The following is a 23,479-nucleotide window of genomic DNA, read 5'->3' as shown; positions in this document are numbered from 1 at the left end:
GGATCAGTCGGCGAGGGAGTAGGGCAGGGGTTGCAGGAGGAGATGGGCGCTCTCATCCTGCTTGAGGCGAAACTCGGCATCGGCCTCGGTGTCCTTGGGCAGCACGGCGGTGAGCCAGATCTGGCCATCCCGCTGCCAGGCGTTCAGCACCATGCCGCTGCGGCGCCAGTTGTCACCGAGGCGGATCTCCAGAGTGTCGCCGCTGGCCACCGGGGCACCGGCGGAGCCCGCCAGCACGAAGAGGGCGCGGTTGTTGGCGCCGCGATACTTGGCGCGGGCCACTATCTCCTGACCCATGTAGCAGCCCTTGGTGAAGCTGATGCCATCCAGGGCCTGCAGGTTCAGCATCTGGGGGATGTACTCCCCCTGATGCACTGCTTCCAGGTGCGGGATGCCGGCCTTGATGTCCAGACCCCACCAGAGGGATTCATCGGCTGCGGGCAGGGCGATGGAGAGGGGCTGCTCGCTCACCAGCAGCCAGCGATCGGCCTCAACGCGTACCGCCATGCCCCCCGGGATGAGGCCGGTCTCCTGCAGGCCGAATTGGGCCGAGATCCAGGCATCGCTGCCCTGACCTGCCACGCCCGCCACCTGACCCGGGTAGCCGTCTATCTCCACTTTGGCAAATACCGCAAACTTCTTGAGCTCCGGAAGCTGGCGTACCAGCACCGAGGGCTTGGTCAGCAGCAGCAGGGACTCTTCCAGGCAGAGCAGGCGAAAGTCGCTCCACAGCTTGCCCTTGGGATCGCAGTGACCGCCGAGGGTGCTCTGGCCCGGTTGCAGGGCGTTGACGTCGCAGGTGACCTGGCCTTGCAGATACTTGGCGCGATCGAGGCCGCGCAAACGGGTGATGGCGAGATCGTTTAGGGAGAAGAGGCTTGGCTCGGCAGGCAGAACAGGGGTCGACAGGCTCACTGTGGTCGTCCAAAGGCATAAAGTATGTGACCTGCATGGTAAAGACGTAAGGAATGTTTGTCAGCCGGAAAATCCAGCTGCTACCATTCCCGAGTCTTTGTAAGGAGAGTTCCATGTTGAGCCCAATTGAAAAGTCCCGCCTGAAGTGGGCCTGCCGCCGCGGCATGCTCGAGCTGGATGTCATCTTTATGCCCTTTTTCGAACACGAGTTCGACAGCCTGAGCGACGAGCAGCAGCAGACCTTCATTCGCCTGCTGGAGCGCGAGGATCCCGAGCTGTTTCGCTGGAGCATGGGCCACGGCGTGCCGGAAGATCCGGCCTTCGCCGCCATGATCCCGCTGATCCTGGAGCGCAACCAGGCCCGTCACGACCGCCAGGGCTGATCTCCTCATGCGGGTGTGCATGCCCGTACTCGTCTCCCGCCGGCAGCCGTGTCTGCTGGCCATTCTCTTCTCGTTGCTGCTCTGGCCCGCCGCCAGCCTGATCCAGGGCTGGCAGTGGGGGCTGTTCCTGCCTTGCTGGCTACTCGGACTCTGGCTCGCCTGGCGGCGGGCCCAGGGGGTCTGCGGTGAACTGATCCTGGATGGGGAGTGGCTGGATTGGCAGGGGCGGCGCTACCGGCTGGACCCACGCAGCCGCATCCTGCCCGGGGTTCTCTGGCTGTGCCTCACCGCAGAGGGGATGCCCGAGACCCGGCTCTGGCTCTTCGCCGATGCCCTGGCCCCCGAGCACTACCGTACCCTGGCCCGCGCCATCCACCTCGCGCCGCCCCGCTGATCGCGTTTTCCCGCAGCCCATAAACAGTTAACCCCGCCGGGGCGGGGTTAACTTGGTCATTTGCAGTAGGGAGGATTAATCCCTGTCCGGGGTCAGCACGGTCGGTTTGGAGTCCGGCTGCATGTCTGGGTAGTCCAGGTTGTAGTGCAGGCCACGGGACTCCTTGCGCTGCAGGGCGCAGTTGACGATGAGCTCGGCCACCTGCAACAGGTTGCGCAGCTCCAGCAGGTTGTTGGAGACCCGGAAGTTCGCGTAGTACTCCTGTACCTCCTGCTTGAGCAGATCGATGCGGCGCTTGGCGCGGGCGAGGCGCTTGTTGGTGCGCACTATGCCCACATAGTCCCACATCATCAGCCGCAACTCGTGCCAGTTGTGCTGGATCACCACCTGCTCGTCCGAGTCGTCCACCTGGCTCTCGTCCCAGGCCGGCAGCCTCGGCGGCTCCACGCTCATGGGTAGCTTGGCCAGGATGTCGGCCCCGGCCTGATGGGCGAAAACCACGCATTCCAGCAGGGAGTTGGAGGCCATGCGGTTGGCGCCGTGCAGGCCCGTGTAGGTCACCTCGCCGATGGCATAGAGGCCCGGGATATCGGTCTGGCCGTTGCCATCTATCATGACGCCACCGCAGGTGTAGTGGGCGGCAGGGACGATGGGCATGGCTTCCTTGGTGATGTCGATGCCCACCGCGAGGCAGCGTTCATGGATGGTGGGGAAGTGCTTGACGATGAAGTCCGCCGGCTTGTGGCTGATGTCCAGATACATGCAGTCGGCGCCGAGCCGCTTCATCTCGTGGTCGATGGCACGGGCGACTATGTCGCGGGGGGCCAGTTCGGCGCGCTCGTCGAAGTCCGGCATAAAGCGGCTGCCGTCCGGGCGGCGCAGATAAGCCCCTTCACCGCGCAGGGCTTCGGTCAGCAGGAAGTTGGGATCGTCCGGGTGGAACAGGCTGGTGGGGTGGAACTGGTTGAACTCCAGGTTCGCCACCCGGCAGCCGGCGCGCCAGGCCATGGCGATACCATCGCCTGAACTCACGTCCGGATTGGAGGTGTATTGATACACCTTGGAGGCGCCACCTGTGGCCAGCGCCACGAAGCGGGCGCGGATCACCTCGACCTGCTCGACGTTGCGATTCCAGACATAGGCCCCCAGCACCTTGTTGCCCGGTAGATTCAGCTTGCGGGTGGTGATGAGATCCACCGCGTTGAAGCGCTCCATCAGCCGAATGTTGGGATGGGCGCGCACCTGATCGATCAGGGTTAGTTGCACCGCTTTGCCGGTGGCATCGGCCGCGTGGAAGATGCGGCGATGGCTGTGGCCACCCTCACGGGTCAGGTGATAGTGAGATTCCCCCTCGGCGTCCTCTTCCTGATCGAAGGGGACCCCTTGCTGGATCAGCCACTGAATGGACTCGCGGGCGTTGCGGGCGGTGAACTCCACCACGGCGGGGTCACACAACCCGGCCCCGGCGTTGAGCGTGTCGCTCACGTGGGATTCGATGCTGTCGGTCTCGTCGAACACGGCAGCGATGCCTCCTTGCGCATAGAGAGTGGCCCCCTCACTGATGGGCCCCTTGCTCAGAACCAGGACTTTGGCCTGGTCTGCCAATCGCAACGCGAGGGACAAACCGGCGGCACCGCTGCCAATGATGAGTACGTCGCAAAGGTATTCAACACTTGCTTTCATAAGTATCATTGGCCTGGATTAAGAACTGGCCCCATGGTAGCCCAAGGGGGGGTTGTGATGCAGCTCGCATCACATTTTTTTCGATACAAGCGAACTTTCTCTGATTCCTCCTGTCTGAACTTGTGCGCTTAGGAAGGGCCGGAAAAGAAAAACGATAACCTGATGGGGGTTTTACGGCTCTGATGAGCGACCAGAATCTACTGGACGAACAGCTGGTTGAACGGGTCCAGCGTGGCGATAAAAATGCATTCAACCTGCTGGTAAAGAAATACCAGCATAAGGTGGTCAATCTGGTGGCCAGGTATGTCAACAATCCGGGCGATGTGCCGGATGTGGCGCAGGAGGCTTTCATCAAGGCTTACCGTGCGTTGCCGACATTCCGTGGCGAGAGCGCGTTTTACACCTGGTTGTACCGGATCGCCGTCAATACGGCCAAAAATTACCTGACCTCACAGGGGCGCAGACCGCCCAGTAGTGATGTCGAAGCCGATGAGGCTGAATACTATGGTGGGGGCGAAGCCTTGCAAGAGGTGGCTACCCCGGAGAACCTGACGCTGACCGATGAGATCAAGCGCACCGTGTTCACCGCCATAGAAGCCTTGCCGGAAGACTTGAGAACAGCGATCACCCTTCGTGAACTGGAAGGGCTGAGCTACGAAGAGATTGCAGAGATCATGGATTGTCCGGTGGGAACGGTGAGATCCCGTATCTTCCGGGCGAGGGAAGCAATCGACAAAAAGCTGCAACCTCTGATCGAGAATTAAACTGGGGAAAGACAGGCAAACTTATGGCAAATAAAGAGCAAATCTCAGCCCTGATGGATGGCGACCTGAGCGAGATAAAGGTACTGAATGAGCTGGGAACGGATCCCGCCATGCAAGATACCTGGTCTCGTTACCATCTGATCGGTGATGCCATGCGGGGTGACCTGCCGGTCAATCTGCAACTGGATCTCAGCGACAGCATCATGCTGGCACTGGAAGACGAACCCACCATACTGGCTCCCGCGTCGGCACCTTCAACCGCTCCCGGGGTGAAAACCGGTGCCAAGGTGATACCGCTGCTTCGCCGCTTCGGCCAGCAGGTGGGGCAATATGCCATCGCCGCTTCCGTGGCTGCCGCCGTCATCTTCGGGGTGCAGCAGTACCAGGGGCAGGACGGTGTGCCGAACAACCCCGTGCTCAACACTATCCCCGTTGGTGGCAGCGCCACGCCCGTCAGCGTCCACTATCCGCAAGAGGGAAATCGCGCCACGACTCGCCAGCAAGGGCTGAACGAGCAGCAGATGCAAGAGCAGCGCGAGCGAGTCAATGCCTTCCTGCGGGATCACCAGTTGCAACAACGTCTGCTGCAAGACAAGCAGATCCAAGAATAACGCATTTTTAGGGATCAGACCGTGCGACAGTCCAGCCGTATCCTGCTGGCCTCTCTTCTGTTGATTTGTGCCAAGGCCTCGGCCGACGATCAGTCGGCCGAGGCCTTGTTGCAGCAGATGCAGAGTGCCGTTTCACAACAGAACTTCGAGTTATCCATGGTCAAGGCCCGCCAGGGTCGCCTCGAACCCATCCGCATCAGCCATGGGGTCATCGATGGCAAGGAGGTGGCTCATCTGAGCTATCTCGACGGCAAGACGGTGGAATACCTGCAGCGCCAGAACGAGTACACCTTCTTCGAGAACACCCACGAGCCCTACACCCTGAAAGGCGCCCGTTTCCCCGGCGTCTGGTCGACCCTGGTGAAGATGCCGCTGTCCAGGGTGCTGGAGAGCTATGATCCCGTGCTGGCGGGTCGCAGCCGGGTCGCCGGCCTGGTGGCCCAGGTGGTGAGGCTGGTCCCGAAAGAGGCGGACAAGTACGGTTTCGTGCTCTGGATTGACGAGCAGAGCCATCTGCTGCTGCGCATCGACATGGTCGATCGGGAAGGCAATCTGGTGGAGCAGGTGCTGGGGGTGGATCTGGACAGGCAGTCGGCACCGGCCCCCTGGCTGGTGACCCTGGCCAAGAGCAAATTGCCGGAGGCGCTGACCCTGGAGGATGCCTATCCGACGCCCCAGCAGACCCTGGCCTGGCACCTCACCTGGCTGCCGAGTGGCTTCAAGGTGCTCTCTCAGGATAGGCACCAGCTGGTTAGTACCAGTTTGCCTGTGGACTACATGATGCTCTCGGATGGCGTGGTGGACCTCTCCGTCTACGTCGCCCGGGTCGACCCCAAGCAGGCGGTGCGCCAGCAGCTTATTCGGCAGGGGGCCACCTCATTGGTGAGCTATGTCAACGAGGTGGGGGTGGAGATCACCGTGGTGGGTGAGGTGCCGGCCGAGACCGCCAAACGCATCGCCGAGTCGGTGCAACCCCTGGCCCGCAACGAGGCCGTGCAGTAATCCCCATGGCGAGTCGTTCTCATTCCACTTGCCGAGGCGAGGCGGGCGTGTTCAGATTGGATAAATCCATGGCTGTTAATCTGGAGTCGTCAGGTGAGTAACATGAGCGAAGAGCTGGCGACAGTCGTGGCCATCGAAGGGGCCTATGCCTGGGTGGAGTGCGAACGGCGCTCCGCCTGCAGCGGTTGCCACCAGCAGTCCAACTGCGGCACAGGTACCGTGGCCAAGGCTTTTCCGATGAAGTCACAGCGACTCAAGGTGGCTCTCAATGGGGAGGTGATGGTCGGCCAGCAGATCCGCCTCGGCATCCCCCAGGCGAGCATCTTGCGCGGGGCCGCCCTGGTCTATGTGCTGCCGCTGTTCTGCCTGCTGCTGGGGGCCCTGCTGGGTCAAATCTGGTTGGCACCCTTGCTCTCGGCGGGGGAAGGAGTCACCATCCTCAGCTGCCTGCTGGGTGGAACCCTGGGTTTTTTACTGGTTCGTTACTTTTCCGCAAGGCTGGAGCAGGGGGAATATGGCCCCCGCATGCTCGGTGTGGTGCTCAGCACCCGCCACCTCTCCTGACTGGCAAGTTTTACTGCGGCTCCTGGCCCTGGCGCGATAAATGGTCGCCAGGGCGCTATTTCCGGGCCTTCGTCGACTAAAGATTGGCCGTCGACCGGGTTATCCAGTAAAATCCTGCCCTCATATCCGACCCTAACTTAATTTTGAGTGATTCTTGCTCGATGAAACACATTCGTAACTTCTCGATTATTGCGCACATCGACCACGGTAAATCGACCCTGTCGGACCGTCTGATCCAGACTTGTGGCGGCCTGTCCGACCGCGAGATGCAGGCTCAGGTGCTGGACTCCATGGACCTGGAGCGCGAGCGCGGCATTACCATCAAGGCACAGAGTGTGACCCTGAACTACCAGGCACAAGACGGTAACACCTATCAGCTGAACTTTATCGACACCCCGGGCCACGTGGATTTCTCCTACGAGGTTTCTCGCTCCCTGGCTGCCTGTGAAGGGGCGCTGCTGGTGGTGGATGCCGGTCAGGGGGTTGAGGCACAGACTCTGGCCAACTGCTACACCGCCATGGAAATGGATCTGGAAGTGGTGCCGGTGCTGAACAAGATCGACCTGCCGGCCGCCGAGCCCGAGCGGGTCGCCGAAGAGATCGAAGACATCGTCGGCATCGATGCGGTGGACGCGGTGCGCTGCTCCGCCAAGACCGGCCTCGGCGTGGATCTGGTGCTCGAAGAGATCGTGGCCCGCATCCCGGCGCCGGAAGGGGATCCCGATGCCCCGCTGCAGGCGTTGATCATCGACTCCTGGTTCGACTCCTACCTGGGCGTCGTCTCCCTGGTGCGGATCAAGAACGGTTCCCTCAAGAAGAACGACAAGATCAAGGTCATGAGCACCGGTCAGGTGTGGGGCGTGGATCGCATCGGTATCTTCACCCCCAAGCAGGTGGATACCCAGGGCCTGGGCTGTGGCGAGGTAGGTTGGGTCGTCTGCGGCATCAAGGACATCCACGGCGCCCCTGTGGGGGATACCCTGACCCTGGCCAAGCACGGTGCCGACAAGGCGCTGGCGGGCTTCAAGAAGGTGAAGCCTCAGGTCTATGCGGGTCTGTTCCCCATCTCCAGCGACGACTACGAGTCCTTCCGTGACGCCCTGGAGAAACTCTCCCTGAACGATGCCTCCCTGTTCTATGAACCGGAGAGCTCCACCGCGCTCGGCTTCGGCTTCCGTTGTGGCTTCCTCGGCATGCTGCACATGGAGATCATCCAGGAGCGGCTGGAGCGGGAGTACGATCTGGACCTCATCACCACGGCCCCGACCGTGGTCTACCAGATCGAGCTGAACAACGGCGAGACCATCCATATCGACAGCCCGGCCCAGATGCCGGCGGTCAACAACATCAAAGAGATGCGCGAGCCCATCGCCGAGTGCAACATCTTGCTGCCCCAGGAGTACATGGGCAACGTCATCACCCTCTGTATCGAGAAGCGTGGCGTGCAGACCAACATGGTCTATCACGGCAAGCAGGTGGCGCTGACCTACGAAATCCCCATGGCGGAAGTGGTGCTCGACTTCTTCGACCGCCTGAAGTCCACCAGCCGCGGCTACGCCTCCCTGGACTACGGCTTCAAGCGCTTCGAAACCTCCGACATGGTGCGCCTCGACATCATGATCAACGGTGAGCGGGTCGACGCCCTGGCCATCATCACCCACAAGGAGAACGCCCAGTTCCGCGGTCGTCAGGTGGTGGAGAAGATGCGTGAGCTGATCCCGCGCCAGATGTTCGATATCGCGATTCAGGCCTCTATCGGCAACCAGATCATCGCCCGCAGCACGGTCAAGGCCCTGCGCAAGGACGTGACTGCCAAGTGCTACGGCGGTGACGTGAGCCGTAAGAAGAAGCTGCTGAACAAGCAGAAAGAAGGCAAGAAGCGGATGAAGTCCCTCGGCCGTGTCGACGTGCCGCAAGAGGCCTTCCTCGCTATCCTCCACGTAGGCAAGGACTAATCGATGGCAAGCACCTTTTCCCTGATCCTCGTCGTCGTCACTATCCTGACCGGTATCATCTGGACCGTCGACAAGCTGGTCTGGTCCAAGCAACGGGCGGCCAAGATAGCGGCGGCCCGTGCCAATGCCGGCCCGAACGTGGACGAGAAGACCCTGGCCAAGGTGGCCCCCATGCCGGTCTGGATCGAACAGACCGGCGGTGTCTTCCCGGTCATCGCCCTAGTGCTGATCCTGCGCTCCTTCATCTTCGAGCCGTTCCAGATCCCTTCTGGCTCCATGATGCCCACCCTGCTGGTGGGGGACTTCATCCTGGTTGAGAAGTTTGCCTATGGCTTGCGGGATCCGGTGAGCAACACCAAGTTCCTCGAGACCGGTGAGCCCAAGCGCGGGGATGTGGTGGTGTTCAAGTATCCGCTGGATACCCGCGTCGACTACATCAAGCGCGTGGTCGGCATGCCGGGGGACAGGGTCATCTATCGCAACAAGGAGCTGATGATCCGGCCCAAGTGCGATGAGCAGGCAGGGAAAACGTGCCCGGGCTTCAAGAAGCTCGACGTCAAGTTTGAACAGCGTGGTGAGTTCAGCCAGATGGGGATCCCGCTGGATCGTTACACGGAGCAGCTGGGGGACGTCTCTCACGAAACCCTGCGCAATCCGCTCATGCCGGATCTGGTGGATCGCTACTATCGCCAGCCGGGTACCTACCCCGATGAGTGGGTGGTACCGGAAGGCCACTACTTCGTGATGGGCGACAACCGCGACAACAGCACCGACAGTCGCTTCTGGGGTTTCGTGCCCGAGGAGAACCTGGTGGGCAAGGCGGTCGCCATCTGGATCAGTTTCGAATTCGAGCGCGAGGAAGGTTCCAGCTTGCCAAGCTGGGTGCCGACCGGTGTGCGCTTCAACCGCATTGGCGGAATCAAGTAAATGAATATCAAGATGAACAGACTGCAGTCCCGTCTCGGGCATGTCTTTCAGGATCAAGAACGACTGACCCGGGCGCTGACTCACCGCAGCGCCGGTTCCCGTCACAACGAGCGACTGGAATTCCTGGGTGACTCCATCCTGAGTCTGGTGATTGCCGATGACCTCTTCCACCGCTTCCCGCAAGCGGCGGAAGGGGATCTCAGCCGGATGCGCGCCACCCTGGTGCGGGAGAAGACCCTGGCCGAACTCGGCCGGGAGTTCGATCTCGGGGATCACCTGATCCTGGGGCCGGGTGAGCTCAAGAGTGGCGGTTTTCGCCGCGAGTCGATCCTGGCCGACACGGTCGAGGCGGTGATCGGCGCCATCTATCTGGACACGGATCTGGAGCGGGTGCGCAGCCTCCTGCTCGGCTGGTACGCCACCCGCCTGGAGGAGATCAAACCGGGCATAGAGCAGAAGGATCCCAAGACCCGTCTGCAGGAGATCTTGCAGGGAAGCCGCAAATCCCTGCCGACCTACACAGTGACCAACGTCAAGGGCGAGGCCCACAACCAGGAGTTCACCGTCCAGTGCGAGGTGGATGGTCTGGATGGTCCGCTGGTCGGAGTCGGCACCAGTCGCCGCAAGGCCGAGCAGGCCGCGGCGCAGCAAGCATTGGAAAGATTGTCATGACAGATACTACCTACTGCGGCTTTGTCGCCATCGTGGGCCGCCCCAACGTGGGCAAGTCCACCCTGCTGAACAAGCTGCTTGGCCAGAAGGTCAGCATCACCTCGAAGAAACCCCAGACCACCCGTCACCGGATTTTGGGGATCGACACCGAGGAGAACTACCAGACCATCTACGTCGATACCCCTGGTCTGCACATCGAAGAGAAGCGGGCCATCAACCGCCTGATGAACCGCGCCGCCACCAGCTCCCTCGGGGACGTGGCCATGGTGGTGTTCATGGTGGACGGGACCCACTGGACCAAGGACGACGAGATGGTGCTCGGCAAGTTGCGCCACCTCAAGTGCCCCGTGGTGCTGGCGGTCAACAAGATCGACAACGTCAAGGAGAAGGAGGAGCTGCTCCCCCACCTGGAGTGGCTGGGCCAGCAGATGAACTTCGCCCACATCCTGCCCATCAGCGCCGAGAAGGGCACCAACGTGGAGAAGATCCGCGAGTGGGCCAAGGATCTGCTGCCGGAAAACGTGCACTTCTTCCCGGAAGACTACGTGACCGACCGTTCCTCCCGCTTCATGGCCTCCGAGATCATCCGTGAGAAGCTGATGCGTTTCACTGGTGAGGAGCTGCCCTACTCGGTGACCGTGGAGATCGAACGCTTCAAGGTGGAGGAGAACGGTCTCTACCATATCCACGGCCTGATCCTGGTGGAGCGAGATGGTCAGAAGAAGATGGTCATCGGCAACAAGGGTGAGAAGATCAAGACCATAGGCACAGAGGCTCGCCTCGACATGGAGCGTCTGTTCCAGAACAAGGTACACCTGGAGCTCTGGGTCAAGGTCAAATCCGGCTGGGCCGACGACGAGCGCGCCCTGCGCAGTCTCGGTTACGGCGACGATTAAGTGGCTCTGAGCGATTGCTGAGTCCGGCTTTCGTCATCCACAGCCGGCCCTATCGGGAGACCAGCCAGCTGGTCGAGGTCTTTACCCAGGATTGTGGCCGTTTTACTCTGGTGGCCCGCGGTTCCCGCGGGCCACGCTCGCCTCTGAAGGGGCTGTTGCAGCCCTTTACCCTGCTCACCATCGCCTGGCGTGGCAAGGGGGATCTCAAGAATCTCACCCAAGTGGAATGCCCGGATCACTCATTGCGTCTCGGCGGCGATCGCCTGTTCTACGGCCTCTACCTCAACGAGCTGGTCTACTACCTGCTCGAAGCCCATACCCCGTTTCCCGAGGTGTTCGACGCCTATGCCCGCGCCATCATGGCCCTGGCGGACGGTGAGACCCCGGAGCTGCCCCTGCGCCGCTTCGAGTTCCTGCTGCTGCAGGCGCTCGGCTATGCGGTGGACTTCGAATACGCCGCCGACGACGAGTCCCCCATCCAGCCCGAGCTGCTCTACGGCTTCGAGCGGGAGCTCGGCTTTGTCGCTTGCGAGCGGGCGCCGGATCCCCGTACCCTGTTCCTCGGCGCCCACCTGCTGGCCTTCGCCGAGGGGCGCTTCGACAGCCCTCCCTTGCTGCAGGCGGCCAAGCGTTTCAGCCGGCTGGCGCTGCAACCCTATCTGGGGAAGCGCCAGTTGAAGAGTCGGGAACTGTTTTTAAAGCGAAAGGCGAGTGCATGAGGCTAATATCGGCTGGCGTTGCAGCCGCCCATGTTTCTGGGAACAGGCCAGCTGAAGGGTCGGGGGCTGTTTTTAAAACGCAGAGCCAGCACGCGAGGCTGACATACGGATATCGGAGCTGGCGCCGAGGCGACAGCCGCACAGTTAACAGACGTATTTTCAAGGAGTAAGCAATGAGCGAGATCTACCTGGGCGTGAACATCGACCATATCGCCACCCTGCGCAATGCCCGCGGCACCCAGTACCCGGATCCGGTACAGGCCGCCTTCGTGGCCGAGCAGGCCGGTGCCGATGGCATCACGGTTCACCTGCGGGAAGATCGCCGCCACATCACCGACCGGGACGTGGAGATCCTGCGCCAGACCATCCAGACCAGGATGAATCTGGAGATGGCGGTGACCGAGGAGATGATCGGCATCGCCTGCCGCATCCAGCCCCAGTTCGTCTGCCTGGTGCCGGAGAAGCGCACCGAGGTGACCACCGAAGGCGGTCTGGACGTGGCCGGTCAGTTGGACAAGGTGACGGATGCGGTGACTCGTCTGGCCGCCGTCGGTGCCCAGGTGTCCCTGTTTATCGATGCGGATCCGCTGCAGATCGATGCGGCCGCCGCGAGTGGCGCCCCCTTCATCGAGATCCACACCGGTCGCTACGCCGATGCCACCACGGATGCAGAGCGCAACGCCGAATTCAAGCGCATCGCCGCCGGCGCCTCCTATGCCGCCGGCAAGGGTCTGAAGGTGAATGCCGGCCACGGTCTGCACTACCACAACGTCAAGGCCATCGCCGCCATCCCCGAGCTCTATGAGCTCAACATTGGTCACGCCATCATAGGCCGTGCCGCCTTCGACGGTCTGGCCAAGGCGGTGAGCGACATGCGTCTGCTGATGCAGGAAGCCCGCCAGGGGATCTGATGTCTGCTCGTCAGACCGAGACAAACAAGGGACGCCGCGGCGTCCCTTGTTGTTTCTGGGGCTTGGGGTCTATTCGGGATAATACCGCTCCAGCAGGGCCATCAGGATGGCCTGAGATTCCTCATCCGGCTCGCCGCTGACTAGGCTGGGGCGGAAGTGGAGCTGGAAGGCGCACAGTACGGCACGGCTCTGCTCATCCCAGCGTCCGCTTGGAGTGATGCCATAGCCGTAGCGGGCGAGCCGTTGCTGCCACAGGAGAGCATCCCAGGCGGGTAGCGACTGGCGCAGGGCCGCGACCCTGGCCTCGTCGGGCCAGGCGCCGACCCCGTAGTCCAGGGCGAGCTCGCGCCAGGGGAAGAGGGGGCCGGGATCCTGCTTGCGCTCGGGGGCGATATCGCTGTGGGCCAGCACCTGGGTCGGGGGGATGTCGTAACGCCGGACCAGATCCCGAGCCAGGGCACCGACGGCGGCGATCTGGGCCCGGGTGAAGGACTGCCAGTGACGCAGGTGGGCGGGGAGGGCCGCCTCCTTCTCGTCATAGCCGAGATTCACTATCTCTATGCCCAGCGAGCTGGCGTTGAGTCCGGCGTACTGATGCCAGCGGCTGCGGCCGGCATGCCAGGCGCGCTGGCTGTCCGGCACCAGCTGGTAGACCGGCAGCGGGTGCTGGTCGGTATCGCGCGGCACCAGGTAGTGGGCACTCACTTTGTATCGGGGCTCGGTCAGCAGGCGCAGGGAGTGGGCATCGTCCTCGTCCGTGTAGTGCAGGATCAGGAAGGCGATGCGCCCGTTCTGACTGGCGCTGGCATGACGGGTATCGAGGCGATAGGGGGAGGGCTGACAGGCGGTCAGCAGCAGAAGCAACAGGCAGAGCGACCAGCGCAGCTCACCGGCCATCCTGATGAGGGCAGAGGGTGAGCGGGGGCGCTGGTCCATGGCTCAGGCGCGGCTTATGTCAAGCGCGATGCTTGGCGGTGAGGCCGATCAGGAAGTTGCGCAGGATCTGATCCCCGCAGTCCTGGTAGTGCTTGTGATCCCTGGCGCGGAACAGGGCGCTCAGCTCGGACTTGGAGAGGTTGAAGTTCGCGAGCTTGAGGGTGCCCAGCATGTCCTCTTCCTTGTAGTTCAGGCCGATGCGCAGCTTGCGCAGGATCAGGTTGTTGTTGATCCGGTTCGGGATCACCTGGGGCGGTGCATCCTCACGCACGCCACGCCGGATGGCGATGAAGCCGTCGAGGAACTGGCTCAGCGCCGCATCCGGACAGGCCACGAAGCCCGGATCTTGCGCTTCCCCCTCCGCCGCCTCTTTCAGCAACCAGCCGTGCAGCTGGGCATGGGTGACGGTCAGGTTGCCCTTGGCAAACATCTCGACCATCTGATCGTTGCTGATGGTGAGGGCGTAGCGCAGACGGCGCAGAATATCGTTGTTGGTCATGCTGACTCCTGTAAAAAACGGCGCAACTCTACCATTTACCGGACTGTGCGTCAGAAAAAGCGCGTCAGCCACTCGTCTCGAGATAGCGGGGCGCCTCCTGGCGCACCTGCTCCAGCGCATCCTGCAGCTCCAGCAACTCGGGCTCCAGCTCGCTCACCGGCACGCCATCCCGCAGCTGTTGCTCCAGCTGGGAGAGCAGGCGTTGCAGTCCTGGGACCCCCGAGTAGGCACAGCCACCGTTGAGACGGTGGAGCTGGGCCAGCACTTCGGCATCGTCGGCCTCTCCCGCCAGCGCGGACTCCAGCAGGGGCTCCACCTCCTCGAAGCTGGCCAGCAGCATGGTCAGCATCTCCTGGGCCAGCTCCGTCTTGCCGGCGGCCTGGCGCACGGCGAGGGACCAGTCTATCTGCCCATCCCCGTGATTCTGGTGGCGGCGATGAGCGAAGTCGGTGATGAGCTGCAGCAGCATGCTCTCGTCGATGGGTTTGGCCAGATAGTCGTCCATGCCCTGGCGGATCAGCCGCTCCCGTTCCCCCGGTATGGCGTGGGCGGTGACCGCGACGATCGGGGTTTCCATGTTGAGGGAGTGGCGACGAATGGCCTGGGTCGCGCTGATGCCATCCATGATGGGCATCTGTATGTCCATGAAGATGATGTCGAACGGCTGGCTCTGGGCCAGGCTGACCGCCTCCTTGCCGTTCTTGCACACCACCACCTGGCTCACCATCTCCTTGAGCATGGCGGCGATGAGCTTGAGGTTAGCGGCGTTGTCGTCCACCGCCAGCACCTTGATCGCCTGCACCTTGATCTCCGGCTCGGGGGCAACCGAGGGGGCGGGCAGCTGGGCGCTTCTGGCCGTCTCGGGGGTGAGCAGGGCGTGCAGCAGCTTGCGGTGGTTGATGGGTTTGGAGAGGCAGTGCTGGGCGCCGTGGGCCTGCATGGCGTCATACAGGGCGGGCTCGTGGCTGCTCAGCACCACTATGGTGTTCTGGGCTCCGTCGAGGCCATCGAGGCGGGCGATCACCTGCTGGGGGGGGTGCTGGGTGCTGCTGCCGATGATCACCAGATCCTGGCTGCTCATCTCGGGCCAGTCGTCGTCCATGCCGAGGGAGTGCACGTCCAGCTGCCACTCGGCCAGCAGGGCGTGCAACGAGGCGTGGGCGAAGGGATCCGGCTCCAGCAGCCAGACCCGCTTGCCCTGGATGCGATCCAGCGGCAGTCGCTCGGTCTGGGGCAGGGGAGAGATGTCGAGCTCCAGGTTGAAGGAGAAGATGGAGCCCTTGCCGAGCTCGGACTCGAAACGGATCTGCCCCCCCATCTGCTGCACCAGCTTCTGGGTGATGACGAGGCCGAGGCCGGTGCCGCCATAGCGGCGGGAGATGGACGAATCGGCCTGGTTGAAGGCCTGGAACAGCTGGCGCTGCTGCTCCTCCGAGATGCCGATGCCGGTGTCGTGGATCAGCACCCTGAGCCGCACCTTCTTGCCGCCATGGTGGCCAGCACCGGTGTCGAGCTGCTCGATGCGCACGTCCACGTTGCCGCGTTCGGTGAACTTGATGGCATTGCCGGTGAGGTTGGTCAGCACCTGCTGCAGGCGCATGGGGTCGCCGGTGAGGTAGTCCGGCACCTCGGCATCCACCTGCAAGGAGAGCTCCAGCTGCTTGTCGTGGGCGCTCGGGCCCAGCAGGTGCATGGTCTCGTTCAGGGTGTCCCGCAGGCTGAAGGGGATGTGCTCGAGCTGCAGTTTGCCCGCCTCCAGCTTGGAGAAGTCGAGGATGTCGTTGATGATGCCGAGCAGGTTGCGCGCCGACTTCTCGATGGTCTGCATGTAGTCGGTCTGGCTCGGGGTCAGGCTGGTCTTGAGCAGCTGACGGGTGAAGCCGATGACGCCGTTGAGCGGGGTGCGCAGCTCGTGGGACATGTTGGCCAGGAACTCGGACTTGACCCGTGCCGCCTCCTGGGCCCGTTTCTTCGCCATGTCGAGCTCGACGTTCTGGATCTCTATCTGTTCGAGGGTCTCCCGCAGATCCGAGGTGGCCTGATCGATGTTCTGCTGCATCTCCTCGTGATATTCGGAGAGCGCCTTGGCCATGGCGTTGATGCCGTTTTTCAGCATGTCCAGCTCGCCGGTGAGCTGGCCGCTGACCCGGGTGTCGAGCCGCCCCTCCCTGATCCGGTGCACCGCCTGCACCATATCGGTGATGGGCTGGGTCACGCTCTTGACCAACCGGAAGCCGAACAGGGTGCTGATGGCCAGGCCGATGAGCACCATGACCACGGCGAAGAAGGCGTCTCTGTATTGCAGGACTATGGCCCTGTCGGTGGCGAGCTGCATGGAGATGTAGCCGATCACCGGCGGCTCCAGATCGCTCGGCAGCGGGAAGCCGTCCAGGCTGGTCTCCGCCTGGATGGGGGTGCGCAATATGATGTCATCGCCGTTGAAGGAGACGCTGGTGAGCTCGGGGACGGCGCTGCCATCGGGCAGGCGCAGCTGACCGAAGTCCCTGTGATAGTTGGAGGTGACGAACAGCTGGTTGTCCTGGGTGAAGACGGCGATGGACTTGATGAAGGGGGAATTCTTGCGATGGGTGAGCCCGATCAGCCGCTTGAGGGACTCGCGGCTGTGCTGGGTCATGCCGTATTCACTGGCGATGGCCAGGGGTTCTATGATGTTGATGCCCTGATCGATCAGGCTGCTTTCCAGTTGCTGATAGCGGTGGAAGGTGAAGTAACCGGCTATCAGGCCGCCGATGATGAGGGTGGGCAATATGGTGAAGGCCAGTACCCTGGCTCTGAGGCCATATCTGGTCATGCTGATACCCCGTTGGGGATGAGGGCGGATACGAGGGTCATTGCCGCATGGGCGTGAGGGCCATATCTGGTCATGCTGATCAACCGCCGACGAAGAAGACTGACATTAGGGTAAGGTCATGGCAGCACGGGCCCCGAGGCCGCATTTGGTCATACTATTATTCTTGTGGGACAATGGCCTGCTGCAGACCCCACAATCATGACATAGCCACCTATAGGCACCAAGTTTTATGGCCCAGTTTTTCAAGCCCCAAAAGAAATCCACCCAGCCCCAACGTATTGAATTTACGGTAGACAGTCTGGACCACCACTGTGTTGGCGTAGGCCGTCATCAGGGCAAGGCGATCTTCGTCGAAGGGGCGCTGCCCGGTGAGCGGGTCAAGGTTCGCATCCTGGATGACAAGAAGCAGTACGCCCACGGTGTCCTGCAGCAGATAGTGACCCCGGCGGCCAATCGCATCGCCCCCTTCTGCCCCCATTATCGCGAATGCGGCGGCTGCAGCGCCCAGCACCTGTCCGAGGCGGATCAGCAAGGGGCCAAGGAAGCCGGACTGGTCAGCCTGTTCGAGCGTCTCGGCAACATCCAGGCGCCCCCCCTCGAGCCCGTCCTCAAGGGGGAGTCCCGCAGCTACCGCCGGGTCTGCCGCCTGGCCATCAAGTTTGACAAGAATGGCCGTTGCACCCGAGTCGGTTTCCGTCGCCGCCAGTCCAATGACCTGGTGGAGATCCAGGGCTGCCCTGTGCTGGCCGAGCCGCTCTCCGACCTCATCAATCCGCTGCGGGACTGCCTCAATCGCCTCAAGAGCCAGCGTGAGCTGGGCCATGCGGAGCTCATCCAGGCCGAGCAGGGGATCATGATGCTGCTGCGCCACACCGGCCGGCCGAACGAAACCGACAGGGCCATGCTGATCGAGTTCGCGCAAGCGCAGGGGATCGATCTCTACCTGCAGGCGGCGGACGAGCAGATAGAACCCCTGCGTCAGCAATTCCAGCCGAGTTATGCCCTCGATGGCCTGTCTCTTGCATTTGCCCCCGGGGATTTCATCCAGGTCAACGGCCCCATCAACCAGAGCATGGTGAACCAGGCCCTGGCCTGGCTCGACGCCACCCGGGATGACAAGGTGCTGGATCTGTTCTGCGGCATCGGCAACTTCACCCTGCCCCTGGCCCGTCAGGCCCGGGAAGTGGTGGGGGTCGAGGGGGATCTGGCCATGGTGGAGCGGGCCCAGGAGAACGCCCGTCGCAACGGCATCGACAACGCCCGCTTCTACAAGGCGGACCTCAGCGGTGACATCGTCGGGATGTCCTGGGCGCGGGAGGGTTTCGACCTGGTGCTGCTGGATCCGGCTCGCCCCGGCGCCCTGGAGGTGATGGGCCACGTGGCGGCACTTTCCCCGAAACGGGTGGTCTATGTCTCCTGTAACCCGGTCACCCTGGCCCGCGACAGCCAGGTGCTGGTGAAACAGGGTTATCGACTAACTCGCCTGGGGATGTTGGACATGTTCCCCCACACAGGCCATCTGGAGTCCATGGCGTTGTTCGAGCGGAAGTAACCGAAAGGCTCCCATATAGCGGCCGTCTGGAGTCCATGGCGCTGTTCGAGCGGAAGTAACCGAAAGGTTCCCATATAGCGGCCATCTGGAGTTAATGGCGCTGTTTGAACGGGGCTGAGTGGCCGCGACCGGGAAGGGGAGATGGGGATTTATCTCCCTTTTCCTGAATGCCTGGTGCTGTGTGAGCGGGGGGATTAGGGTAATCTAGAGCGTCGAAAATTGGCCGGATAGGTGGGAGGCTCCTGTTGCCCTGATGGGTGATATGCCTTGAAAAGTCGACCATTTATCCCCATTTGAGGCAATCGTCAGCTGATGAGGGGCGCACGGCTTTTGGCCCCACACTTTTAAGGATTGATACCATGGTTGCGGTACGCGATATTCATTTGAAGGACAACTTCACCCTCGAAGAGTGGGTCAATTCACTCGGGTTGAGTGAAAGCGACAAGAATCAGCTGCGAACCGTCTACCAGTTTTGCCTGACCCTAGGCGACGAGGGGCTCACCAACCGATTGCTGGTGCGTGGCGTCGAGATGGTGGGCATTCTGCTGATGCTCAGCATGGATCTCGCCACCCTCAAGGCCGCCATCCTCTATCCCTTCGTCGAAGCCGGTCTCATCAAGCAGGAGAAGGTGGAGGAGGACTTCGGCCCCAAGATCGCCAAGCTGGTGGAAGGGGTGCTGGAGATGGAAGCCATCCGCTCCCTGCAGACCCTGCACCGCAGCGAGACCTCGCCGGAACAGGTAGACAACGTGCGCCGCATGCTGCTCGCCATGGTCGAGGACGTGCGCGCCGTGGTGATCAAGCTGGCGGAGCGGATCGCCTGCCTGCGGGAGGCCAAGAAGGCGGATGAGGAGACCCGGGTGCTGATGGCCCAGGAGATCACCAACATCTACGCCCCGCTGGCGAACCGTCTCGGCATCGGTCAGCTCAAGTGGGAGCTCGAAGATCTCGCCTTCCGTTACCTGCACCCGGACACCTACAAGCAGATCGCCAAGCAGCTTGACGAGAAACGCCTCGATCGGGAGCGCTACATCCGCGAGTTCGTGCAGTCCCTGCGGGATGCGCTGGCGGAGGCCGGGGTCGAGGCCGAGGTCTATGGCCGACCGAAACACATCTACAGCATCTGGCGCAAGATGCAGAAGAAGCACCTCGAATTCAACGAGCTGTTCGACGTGCGCGCGGTGCGGGTGGTGACCAAGCGACTGCAGGATTGCTACGCGGCGCTCGGCATAGTGCACACCCACTTCCACCACATCCCCCGTGAATTCGACGACTATGTCGCCAACCCCAAGCCCAACGGCTACCAGTCCATCCATACCGTGGTGGTGGGGGAAGAGGGCAAGACGGTGGAGATCCAGATCCGCACCGAGCAGATGCATCAGGATGCGGAGCTCGGCGTCGCCGCCCACTGGCGCTACAAGGAGGGGGCCCAGGCCGCCGCCAAGACCAGCAACTTCGAGGACAAGATCGAGTGGCTGCGCAAGCTCCTCGCCTGGCAGGAGGATCTCTCCGAGAGCGGCTCCCTGCTGGACGATCTGCGCAGTCAGGTGTTCGAGGACAGGGTCTATGTCTTCACCCCCAAGGGGGATGTGATCGATCTGCCTGCCGGTGCCACCCCGCTCGACTTCGCCTATCACGTCCACAGCATGATCGGCCACCGCTGCATCGGCACCAAGATAGACGGCCGCATCGTCCCCTTCACCTATACCCTGCAGACCGGTGACCAGGTGGAGGTCATCACCCAGAAGGAGCCGAACCCGAGTCGTGACTGGATGAACCCGAACGCCGGCTTCCTGCGCTCCAGCCGGGCGCGAGCCAAGGTGGCGACCTGGTTCAGGAAGCTGGATCGGGACAAGAACATCGCCGCCGGCAAGGAGCTGCTGGAGAAGGAGCTGGACAGGCACAACCTCACCCTCTCCAAGGTGGACAAGGTGGTGCTGGAGCGTTTCCATGCGGAGGAGCTGGAGGATCTGCTGGCGGGTATCGGCAGCGGCGACATCCGCATCAACCAGCTGCTGAACTACCTGGACACCCGCTACAACAAGCCGACGGCGGAGGAAGAGGATCGCCGCCTGCTGGAGAAGCTGGAGCAGAAGGCCAACGTGCCGTTCCGCCCCAAGCCCAAGGATCACATCGTGGTGGAAGGGGTCGGTAACCTGATGACCCACATCGCCCGCTGCTGCCAGCCCATCCCGGGGGATAGCATCCAGGGCTTCATCACCATGGGGCGTGGCGTTTCCATCCACAGGGACGACTGCGAGCAGTTGAAAGAACTGACCCGCCGCAACCCGGAGCGCCTCATCGATGCGGTCTGGGGGGAGAACTACTCCGGCGGTTACGGCCTCACCATCCGCATCCTCTCCAATGACAGATCCGGCTTGCTGCGTGACATCACGACCGTACTCGCCAACGAGAAGATCAACGTCATGGGGGTGCGCTCGCGCTCCAACGTGCGCGAGCAGACCGCCGAGATCGACATGGAGCTGGAGATCTACAACATCAACGCCTTCAACCGGGCGCTCGCCAAGCTCAGCCAGCTCAACGACGTGATCAGCGCCAAGCGCCTGTGATATCGACCGACCGGCCCCTGTGGCCGGTTGTTTTTGATGACCCTTTTCAACGAATCGAAAGTGAAGATCCCATGACCCAGCGCTACGACCTCCCCCAACTGCTCGATATCATGGCCCGCCTGCGGGATCCGCAAGGGGGCTGCCCCTGGGATCTCAAGCAGAGCTTCCAGACCATAGTGCCTCACACCCTGGAGGAGGCCTACGAGGTGGCCGATGCCATCGAGACCCGGGATTGGGAAGGGTTGAAAGGGGAACTCGGCGATCTGCTGTTCCAGGTGGTGTTCTACGCCCAGCTCGGCAAGGAACAGGGACTGTTCGATTTCGCGGACATCGTCGACACCGTGAGCGAGAAGCTCATTCGTCGCCATCCCCATGTGTTCTCCGACGCAGATCTGGGCGACGAACAGGCGGTGAAACAGAACTGGGAGGCGGAGAAGGCCAGGGAGCGGGCGGCGCTCGATAAAGAGAGCGTGCTGGACGACATCCCGCTGGCGCTGCCGGCCCTGACCCGGGCCGCCAAGATCCAGAAGCGTTGCGCCACCGTCGGTTTCGACTGGAAGACCCTCGGCCCCGTGGTGGACAAGATCCACGAGGAGATCGACGAGGTGATGGAAGAGGCGCTGATGGTCGATGTGGACGAGGGGCGGGTGAGCGACGAGCTCGGCGACCTGCTGTTTGCCACCGTCAACCTGGTGCGGCATCTGGGCAAGGATCCCGAGCAGGTGCTGCGGGCCGCCAACGCCAAGTTCGAGCGTCGTTTTCGACAGGTTGAGCAGTTTATTGCCGCTGAAGGGCTGAAAATGACCGATTGCACCCTGGAGAAGCTGGACGCCGCCTGGGACAGGGCCAAAGAAACCGAACAAAGTTGATTTGGCGCAAGACGGGGGGGCGGGGAGCCTGATAGATTTTTGTTCATTGTTTGGGAGAGGGGGTTTTGGTATACTGTTTCCCCGTCCTGCTTCATCCCCGAAGCACCCCTTAAAATTCCCTAAACTTCTTTCAGGTTCAGCATGACGACCAAATATATTTTTGTGACTGGTGGCGTTGTTTCATCCCTCGGCAAAGGCATTGCCGCAGCTTCTCTGGCAGCCATTCTGGAAGCCCGTGGTCTGGATGTGACCATCATGAAACTGGACCCCTATATCAACGTGGATCCGGGTACCATGAGCCCGACCCAGCATGGTGAAGTGTTCGTAACCGAGGACGGGGCCGAGACCGATCTGGATCTGGGTCACTACGAGCGTTTCATCCGCACCAAGATGACCCGCCGCAACAACTTCACCACCGGCCGCATCTATGCCGACGTGCTGCGCAAAGAGCGTCGTGGTGACTACCTGGGCGCCACCATCCAGGTGATCCCGCACATCACCAACGCCATCAAGGAGCGGGTGATTGCCGGTGCCGAAGGCCATCAGGTTGCCATCGTCGAAGTGGGCGGTACCGTGGGCGACATCGAGTCCCTGCCGTTCCTCGAGGCCATCCGTCAGCTGGCGGCCGAAGTGGGTCGCAACAACGCCATGTTCATGCACCTGACCCTGGTTCCCTACCTGGCCGCCGCTGGCGAGGTGAAGACCAAGCCGACCCAGCACTCCGTGAAGGAGCTGCTCTCCATCGGGATCCAGCCGGACGTGCTGATCTGCCGCTCCGATCGCGCCATCCCGGCCAATGAGCGCGCCAAGATCGCCCTGTTCTGCAACGTACCGGAGCGCGCCGTCATCTCCATGAAGGACGTGGACTCCATCTACAAGATCCCGGCCCTGCTGAAGTCCCAGAACCTGGACTCCTACTTCACCGAGCGCTTCGGTCTGGAGTGCAAGGAAGCGGATCTGTCCGAGTGGGAGCAGGTGGTCTTCGAAGAGGCCAACCCGACCGCGGAAGTGACCATCGGCATGGTGGGCAAGTATGTCTCCCTGCCGGATGCCTACAAGTCCGTCAACGAAGCCTTGAAGCACGGCGGCCTCAAGACCCGTCTGTCCGTCAGCATCAAGTACATCGACTCCCAGGACATCGAGACCCGTGGCTCCGAGCTGCTGGAAGGCCTGGACGCCATCCTGGTACCGGGTGGCTTCGGCGAGCGCGGTGTGGAAGGCAAGATCCTGGCCGCCCAGTACGCCCGTGAGAACAAGATCCCCTACCTGGGTATCTGCCTCGGCATGCAGGTCGCCATGATCGAGTTCGCCCGCAACGTGGCCGGCATGACTGGTGCACACTCCTCCGAATTCAAGAAAGACTCTCCGTTCCCCGTGGTCGGCCTCATCACCGAGTGGGTGGATGAGGAAGGCAACGTCGAGACCCGTAGCGAGAAGTCCGATCTGGGGGGCACCATGCGTCTGGGCTCCCAGCTCTGCCACCTGGTGGAAGGCTCCAAGGTGCGTCAGATGTACGGTTCCCCGACCATTTACGAGCGTCACCGTCACCGTTATGAGGTGAACAACAAGCTGTTGCCGCAGATCGAAGCGGCCGGTTTGCAGGTGACCGGTCTCTCCGCCGACAAGAAACTGGTGGAAATTATCGAGATCCCGGATCACCCTTGGTTTGTAGCGGCGCAGTTCCACCCGGAGTTCACCTCGACTCCTCGCGATGGACACGCCCTGTTCGCCGGCTTCGTGAAGGCCGCCGGCGAGTATCAGAAGCGTAATCTGAAGTAATTGAAAATAAATGCGGTTGAGGCCCTGTGCCGCAGCCGCTTTTTTTGGCATATTTTTGTTGTTTTT

21 protein-coding genes are annotated in these 23,479 nt (G+C 62.0%); 16 read left to right on the top strand and 5 right to left on the bottom strand.

Annotated elements, in window-relative coordinates:
* Nucleotides 1-3 precede the first annotated feature (3 nt).
* Nucleotides 4-909 carry a tRNA-modifying protein YgfZ gene (gene ygfZ, locus ACRCYW_RS05965; RefSeq protein ID WP_438549449.1) on the bottom strand — a complete coding sequence of 302 codons (906 nt, stop codon included), beginning with the start codon at nt 907-909 and terminating at the stop codon, nt 4-6.
* A 119-nt stretch (nt 910-1,028) separates the two neighbouring features.
* Here ygfZ and ACRCYW_RS05960 point away from each other — a divergent pair, with 119 nt between their 5' ends.
* Nucleotides 1,029-1,298 (top strand): succinate dehydrogenase assembly factor 2, encoded by a 270-nt coding sequence (locus ACRCYW_RS05960; protein WP_349920998.1) that lies wholly within the window; start codon nt 1,029-1,031, stop codon nt 1,296-1,298.
* A 19-nt stretch (nt 1,299-1,317) separates the two neighbouring features.
* A complete protein-coding gene (locus tag ACRCYW_RS05955; protein WP_438549223.1) occupies nt 1,318-1,692 on the top strand; it encodes a protein YgfX in 375 nt (124 codons plus the stop codon).
* A 75-nt stretch (nt 1,693-1,767) separates the two neighbouring features.
* Here ACRCYW_RS05955 and nadB read toward each other — a convergent pair whose 3' ends face one another.
* Entirely contained in the window at nt 1,768-3,375 is a 1,608-nt protein-coding gene (nadB, locus tag ACRCYW_RS05950; RefSeq protein WP_438549222.1) for an L-aspartate oxidase, read from the bottom strand.
* 182 nt (nt 3,376-3,557) lie between these two features.
* Between nadB and rpoE the strand changes: the two genes are divergently transcribed.
* The 10 genes from rpoE to pdxJ all read left to right on the top strand — a co-directional run bounded on the left by rpoE (nt 3,558) and on the right by pdxJ (nt 12,396).
* The gene (gene rpoE / locus ACRCYW_RS05945) at nt 3,558-4,139 is read left to right on the top strand and encodes an RNA polymerase sigma factor RpoE (RefSeq protein ID WP_349921000.1); all 582 of its coding nucleotides are present in this window, start codon (nt 3,558-3,560) and stop codon (nt 4,137-4,139) included.
* Between the two features lie 23 nt (nt 4,140-4,162).
* On the top strand, nt 4,163-4,750 hold the full coding sequence (locus tag ACRCYW_RS05940; protein ID WP_438549221.1) for a sigma-E factor negative regulatory protein: 588 nt from the start codon (nt 4,163-4,165) through the stop codon (nt 4,748-4,750).
* Nucleotides 4,751-4,771: 21 nt separating this feature from the next.
* Nucleotides 4,772-5,752 carry a MucB/RseB C-terminal domain-containing protein gene (locus tag ACRCYW_RS05935; RefSeq protein WP_438549220.1) on the top strand — a complete coding sequence of 327 codons (981 nt, stop codon included), beginning with the start codon at nt 4,772-4,774 and terminating at the stop codon, nt 5,750-5,752.
* A 102-nt stretch (nt 5,753-5,854) separates the two neighbouring features.
* Entirely contained in the window at nt 5,855-6,316 is a 462-nt protein-coding gene (locus ACRCYW_RS05930) for a SoxR reducing system RseC family protein (RefSeq protein WP_438549219.1), read from the top strand.
* 161 nt (nt 6,317-6,477) lie between these two features.
* Nucleotides 6,478-8,271, top strand: a complete 1,794-nt coding sequence (gene lepA / locus ACRCYW_RS05925) for a translation elongation factor 4 (RefSeq protein ID WP_438549218.1) — start codon at nt 6,478-6,480, stop codon at nt 8,269-8,271.
* Between the two features lie 3 nt (nt 8,272-8,274).
* Complete coding sequence (lepB, locus tag ACRCYW_RS05920) at nt 8,275-9,198, top strand: signal peptidase I (protein ID WP_438549217.1); 924 nt, start codon at nt 8,275-8,277, stop codon at nt 9,196-9,198.
* Complete coding sequence (gene rnc / locus ACRCYW_RS05915; protein ID WP_438549216.1) at nt 9,199-9,870, top strand: ribonuclease III; 672 nt, start codon at nt 9,199-9,201, stop codon at nt 9,868-9,870.
* Complete coding sequence (era, locus tag ACRCYW_RS05910) at nt 9,867-10,766, top strand: GTPase Era (protein ID WP_438549215.1); 900 nt, start codon at nt 9,867-9,869, stop codon at nt 10,764-10,766. Before rnc ends, era begins: the two co-directional genes overlap by 4 nt.
* A gap of 14 nt (nt 10,767-10,780) precedes the next feature.
* On the top strand, nt 10,781-11,485 hold the full coding sequence (gene recO, locus ACRCYW_RS05905) for a DNA repair protein RecO (protein WP_438549214.1): 705 nt from the start codon (nt 10,781-10,783) through the stop codon (nt 11,483-11,485).
* Nucleotides 11,486-11,658: 173 nt separating this feature from the next.
* Nucleotides 11,659-12,396, top strand: a complete 738-nt coding sequence (gene pdxJ / locus ACRCYW_RS05900) for a pyridoxine 5'-phosphate synthase (RefSeq protein WP_438549213.1) — start codon at nt 11,659-11,661, stop codon at nt 12,394-12,396.
* A 69-nt stretch (nt 12,397-12,465) separates the two neighbouring features.
* On the opposite strand, the gene ACRCYW_RS05895 is transcribed toward pdxJ, so the two are convergent.
* From ACRCYW_RS05895 to barA, 3 genes are all read right to left on the bottom strand, one after another.
* A complete protein-coding gene (locus tag ACRCYW_RS05895) occupies nt 12,466-13,332 on the bottom strand; it encodes an N-acetylmuramoyl-L-alanine amidase (RefSeq protein ID WP_438549212.1) in 867 nt (288 codons plus the stop codon).
* Nucleotides 13,333-13,351: 19 nt separating this feature from the next.
* On the bottom strand, nt 13,352-13,831 hold the full coding sequence (locus ACRCYW_RS05890) for a DUF1456 family protein (protein WP_438549211.1): 480 nt from the start codon (nt 13,829-13,831) through the stop codon (nt 13,352-13,354).
* A 64-nt stretch (nt 13,832-13,895) separates the two neighbouring features.
* Nucleotides 13,896-16,643: a two-component sensor histidine kinase BarA gene (gene barA / locus ACRCYW_RS05885; RefSeq protein ID WP_438549210.1), complete on the bottom strand. Its 2,748-nt coding sequence runs from the start codon at nt 16,641-16,643 to the stop codon at nt 13,896-13,898.
* A gap of 229 nt (nt 16,644-16,872) precedes the next feature.
* On the opposite strand from barA, the gene rlmD reads away from it, so the two are divergent.
* The 4 genes from rlmD (at nt 16,873) to pyrG (ending at nt 23,413) form a co-directional block, all read left to right on the top strand.
* Nucleotides 16,873-18,195 carry a 23S rRNA (uracil(1939)-C(5))-methyltransferase RlmD gene (gene rlmD, locus ACRCYW_RS05880; RefSeq protein ID WP_438549209.1) on the top strand — a complete coding sequence of 441 codons (1,323 nt, stop codon included), beginning with the start codon at nt 16,873-16,875 and terminating at the stop codon, nt 18,193-18,195.
* Between the two features lie 359 nt (nt 18,196-18,554).
* Nucleotides 18,555-20,765: a GTP diphosphokinase gene (gene relA / locus ACRCYW_RS05875; RefSeq protein WP_438549208.1), complete on the top strand. Its 2,211-nt coding sequence runs from the start codon at nt 18,555-18,557 to the stop codon at nt 20,763-20,765.
* 71 nt (nt 20,766-20,836) lie between these two features.
* On the top strand, nt 20,837-21,634 hold the full coding sequence (gene mazG / locus ACRCYW_RS05870) for a nucleoside triphosphate pyrophosphohydrolase (protein ID WP_438549207.1): 798 nt from the start codon (nt 20,837-20,839) through the stop codon (nt 21,632-21,634).
* Nucleotides 21,635-21,775: 141 nt separating this feature from the next.
* Complete coding sequence (gene pyrG, locus ACRCYW_RS05865; RefSeq protein WP_438549206.1) at nt 21,776-23,413, top strand: glutamine hydrolyzing CTP synthase; 1,638 nt, start codon at nt 21,776-21,778, stop codon at nt 23,411-23,413.
* Nucleotides 23,414-23,479: the final 66 nt, after the last annotated feature.

The sequence above is a fragment of the Aeromonas sp. genome, from assembly GCF_051657805.1.
Lineage (GTDB): Bacteria > Pseudomonadota > Gammaproteobacteria > Enterobacterales > Aeromonadaceae > Aeromonas.
This window is presented reverse-complemented; position numbering and strand designations above follow the sequence as displayed.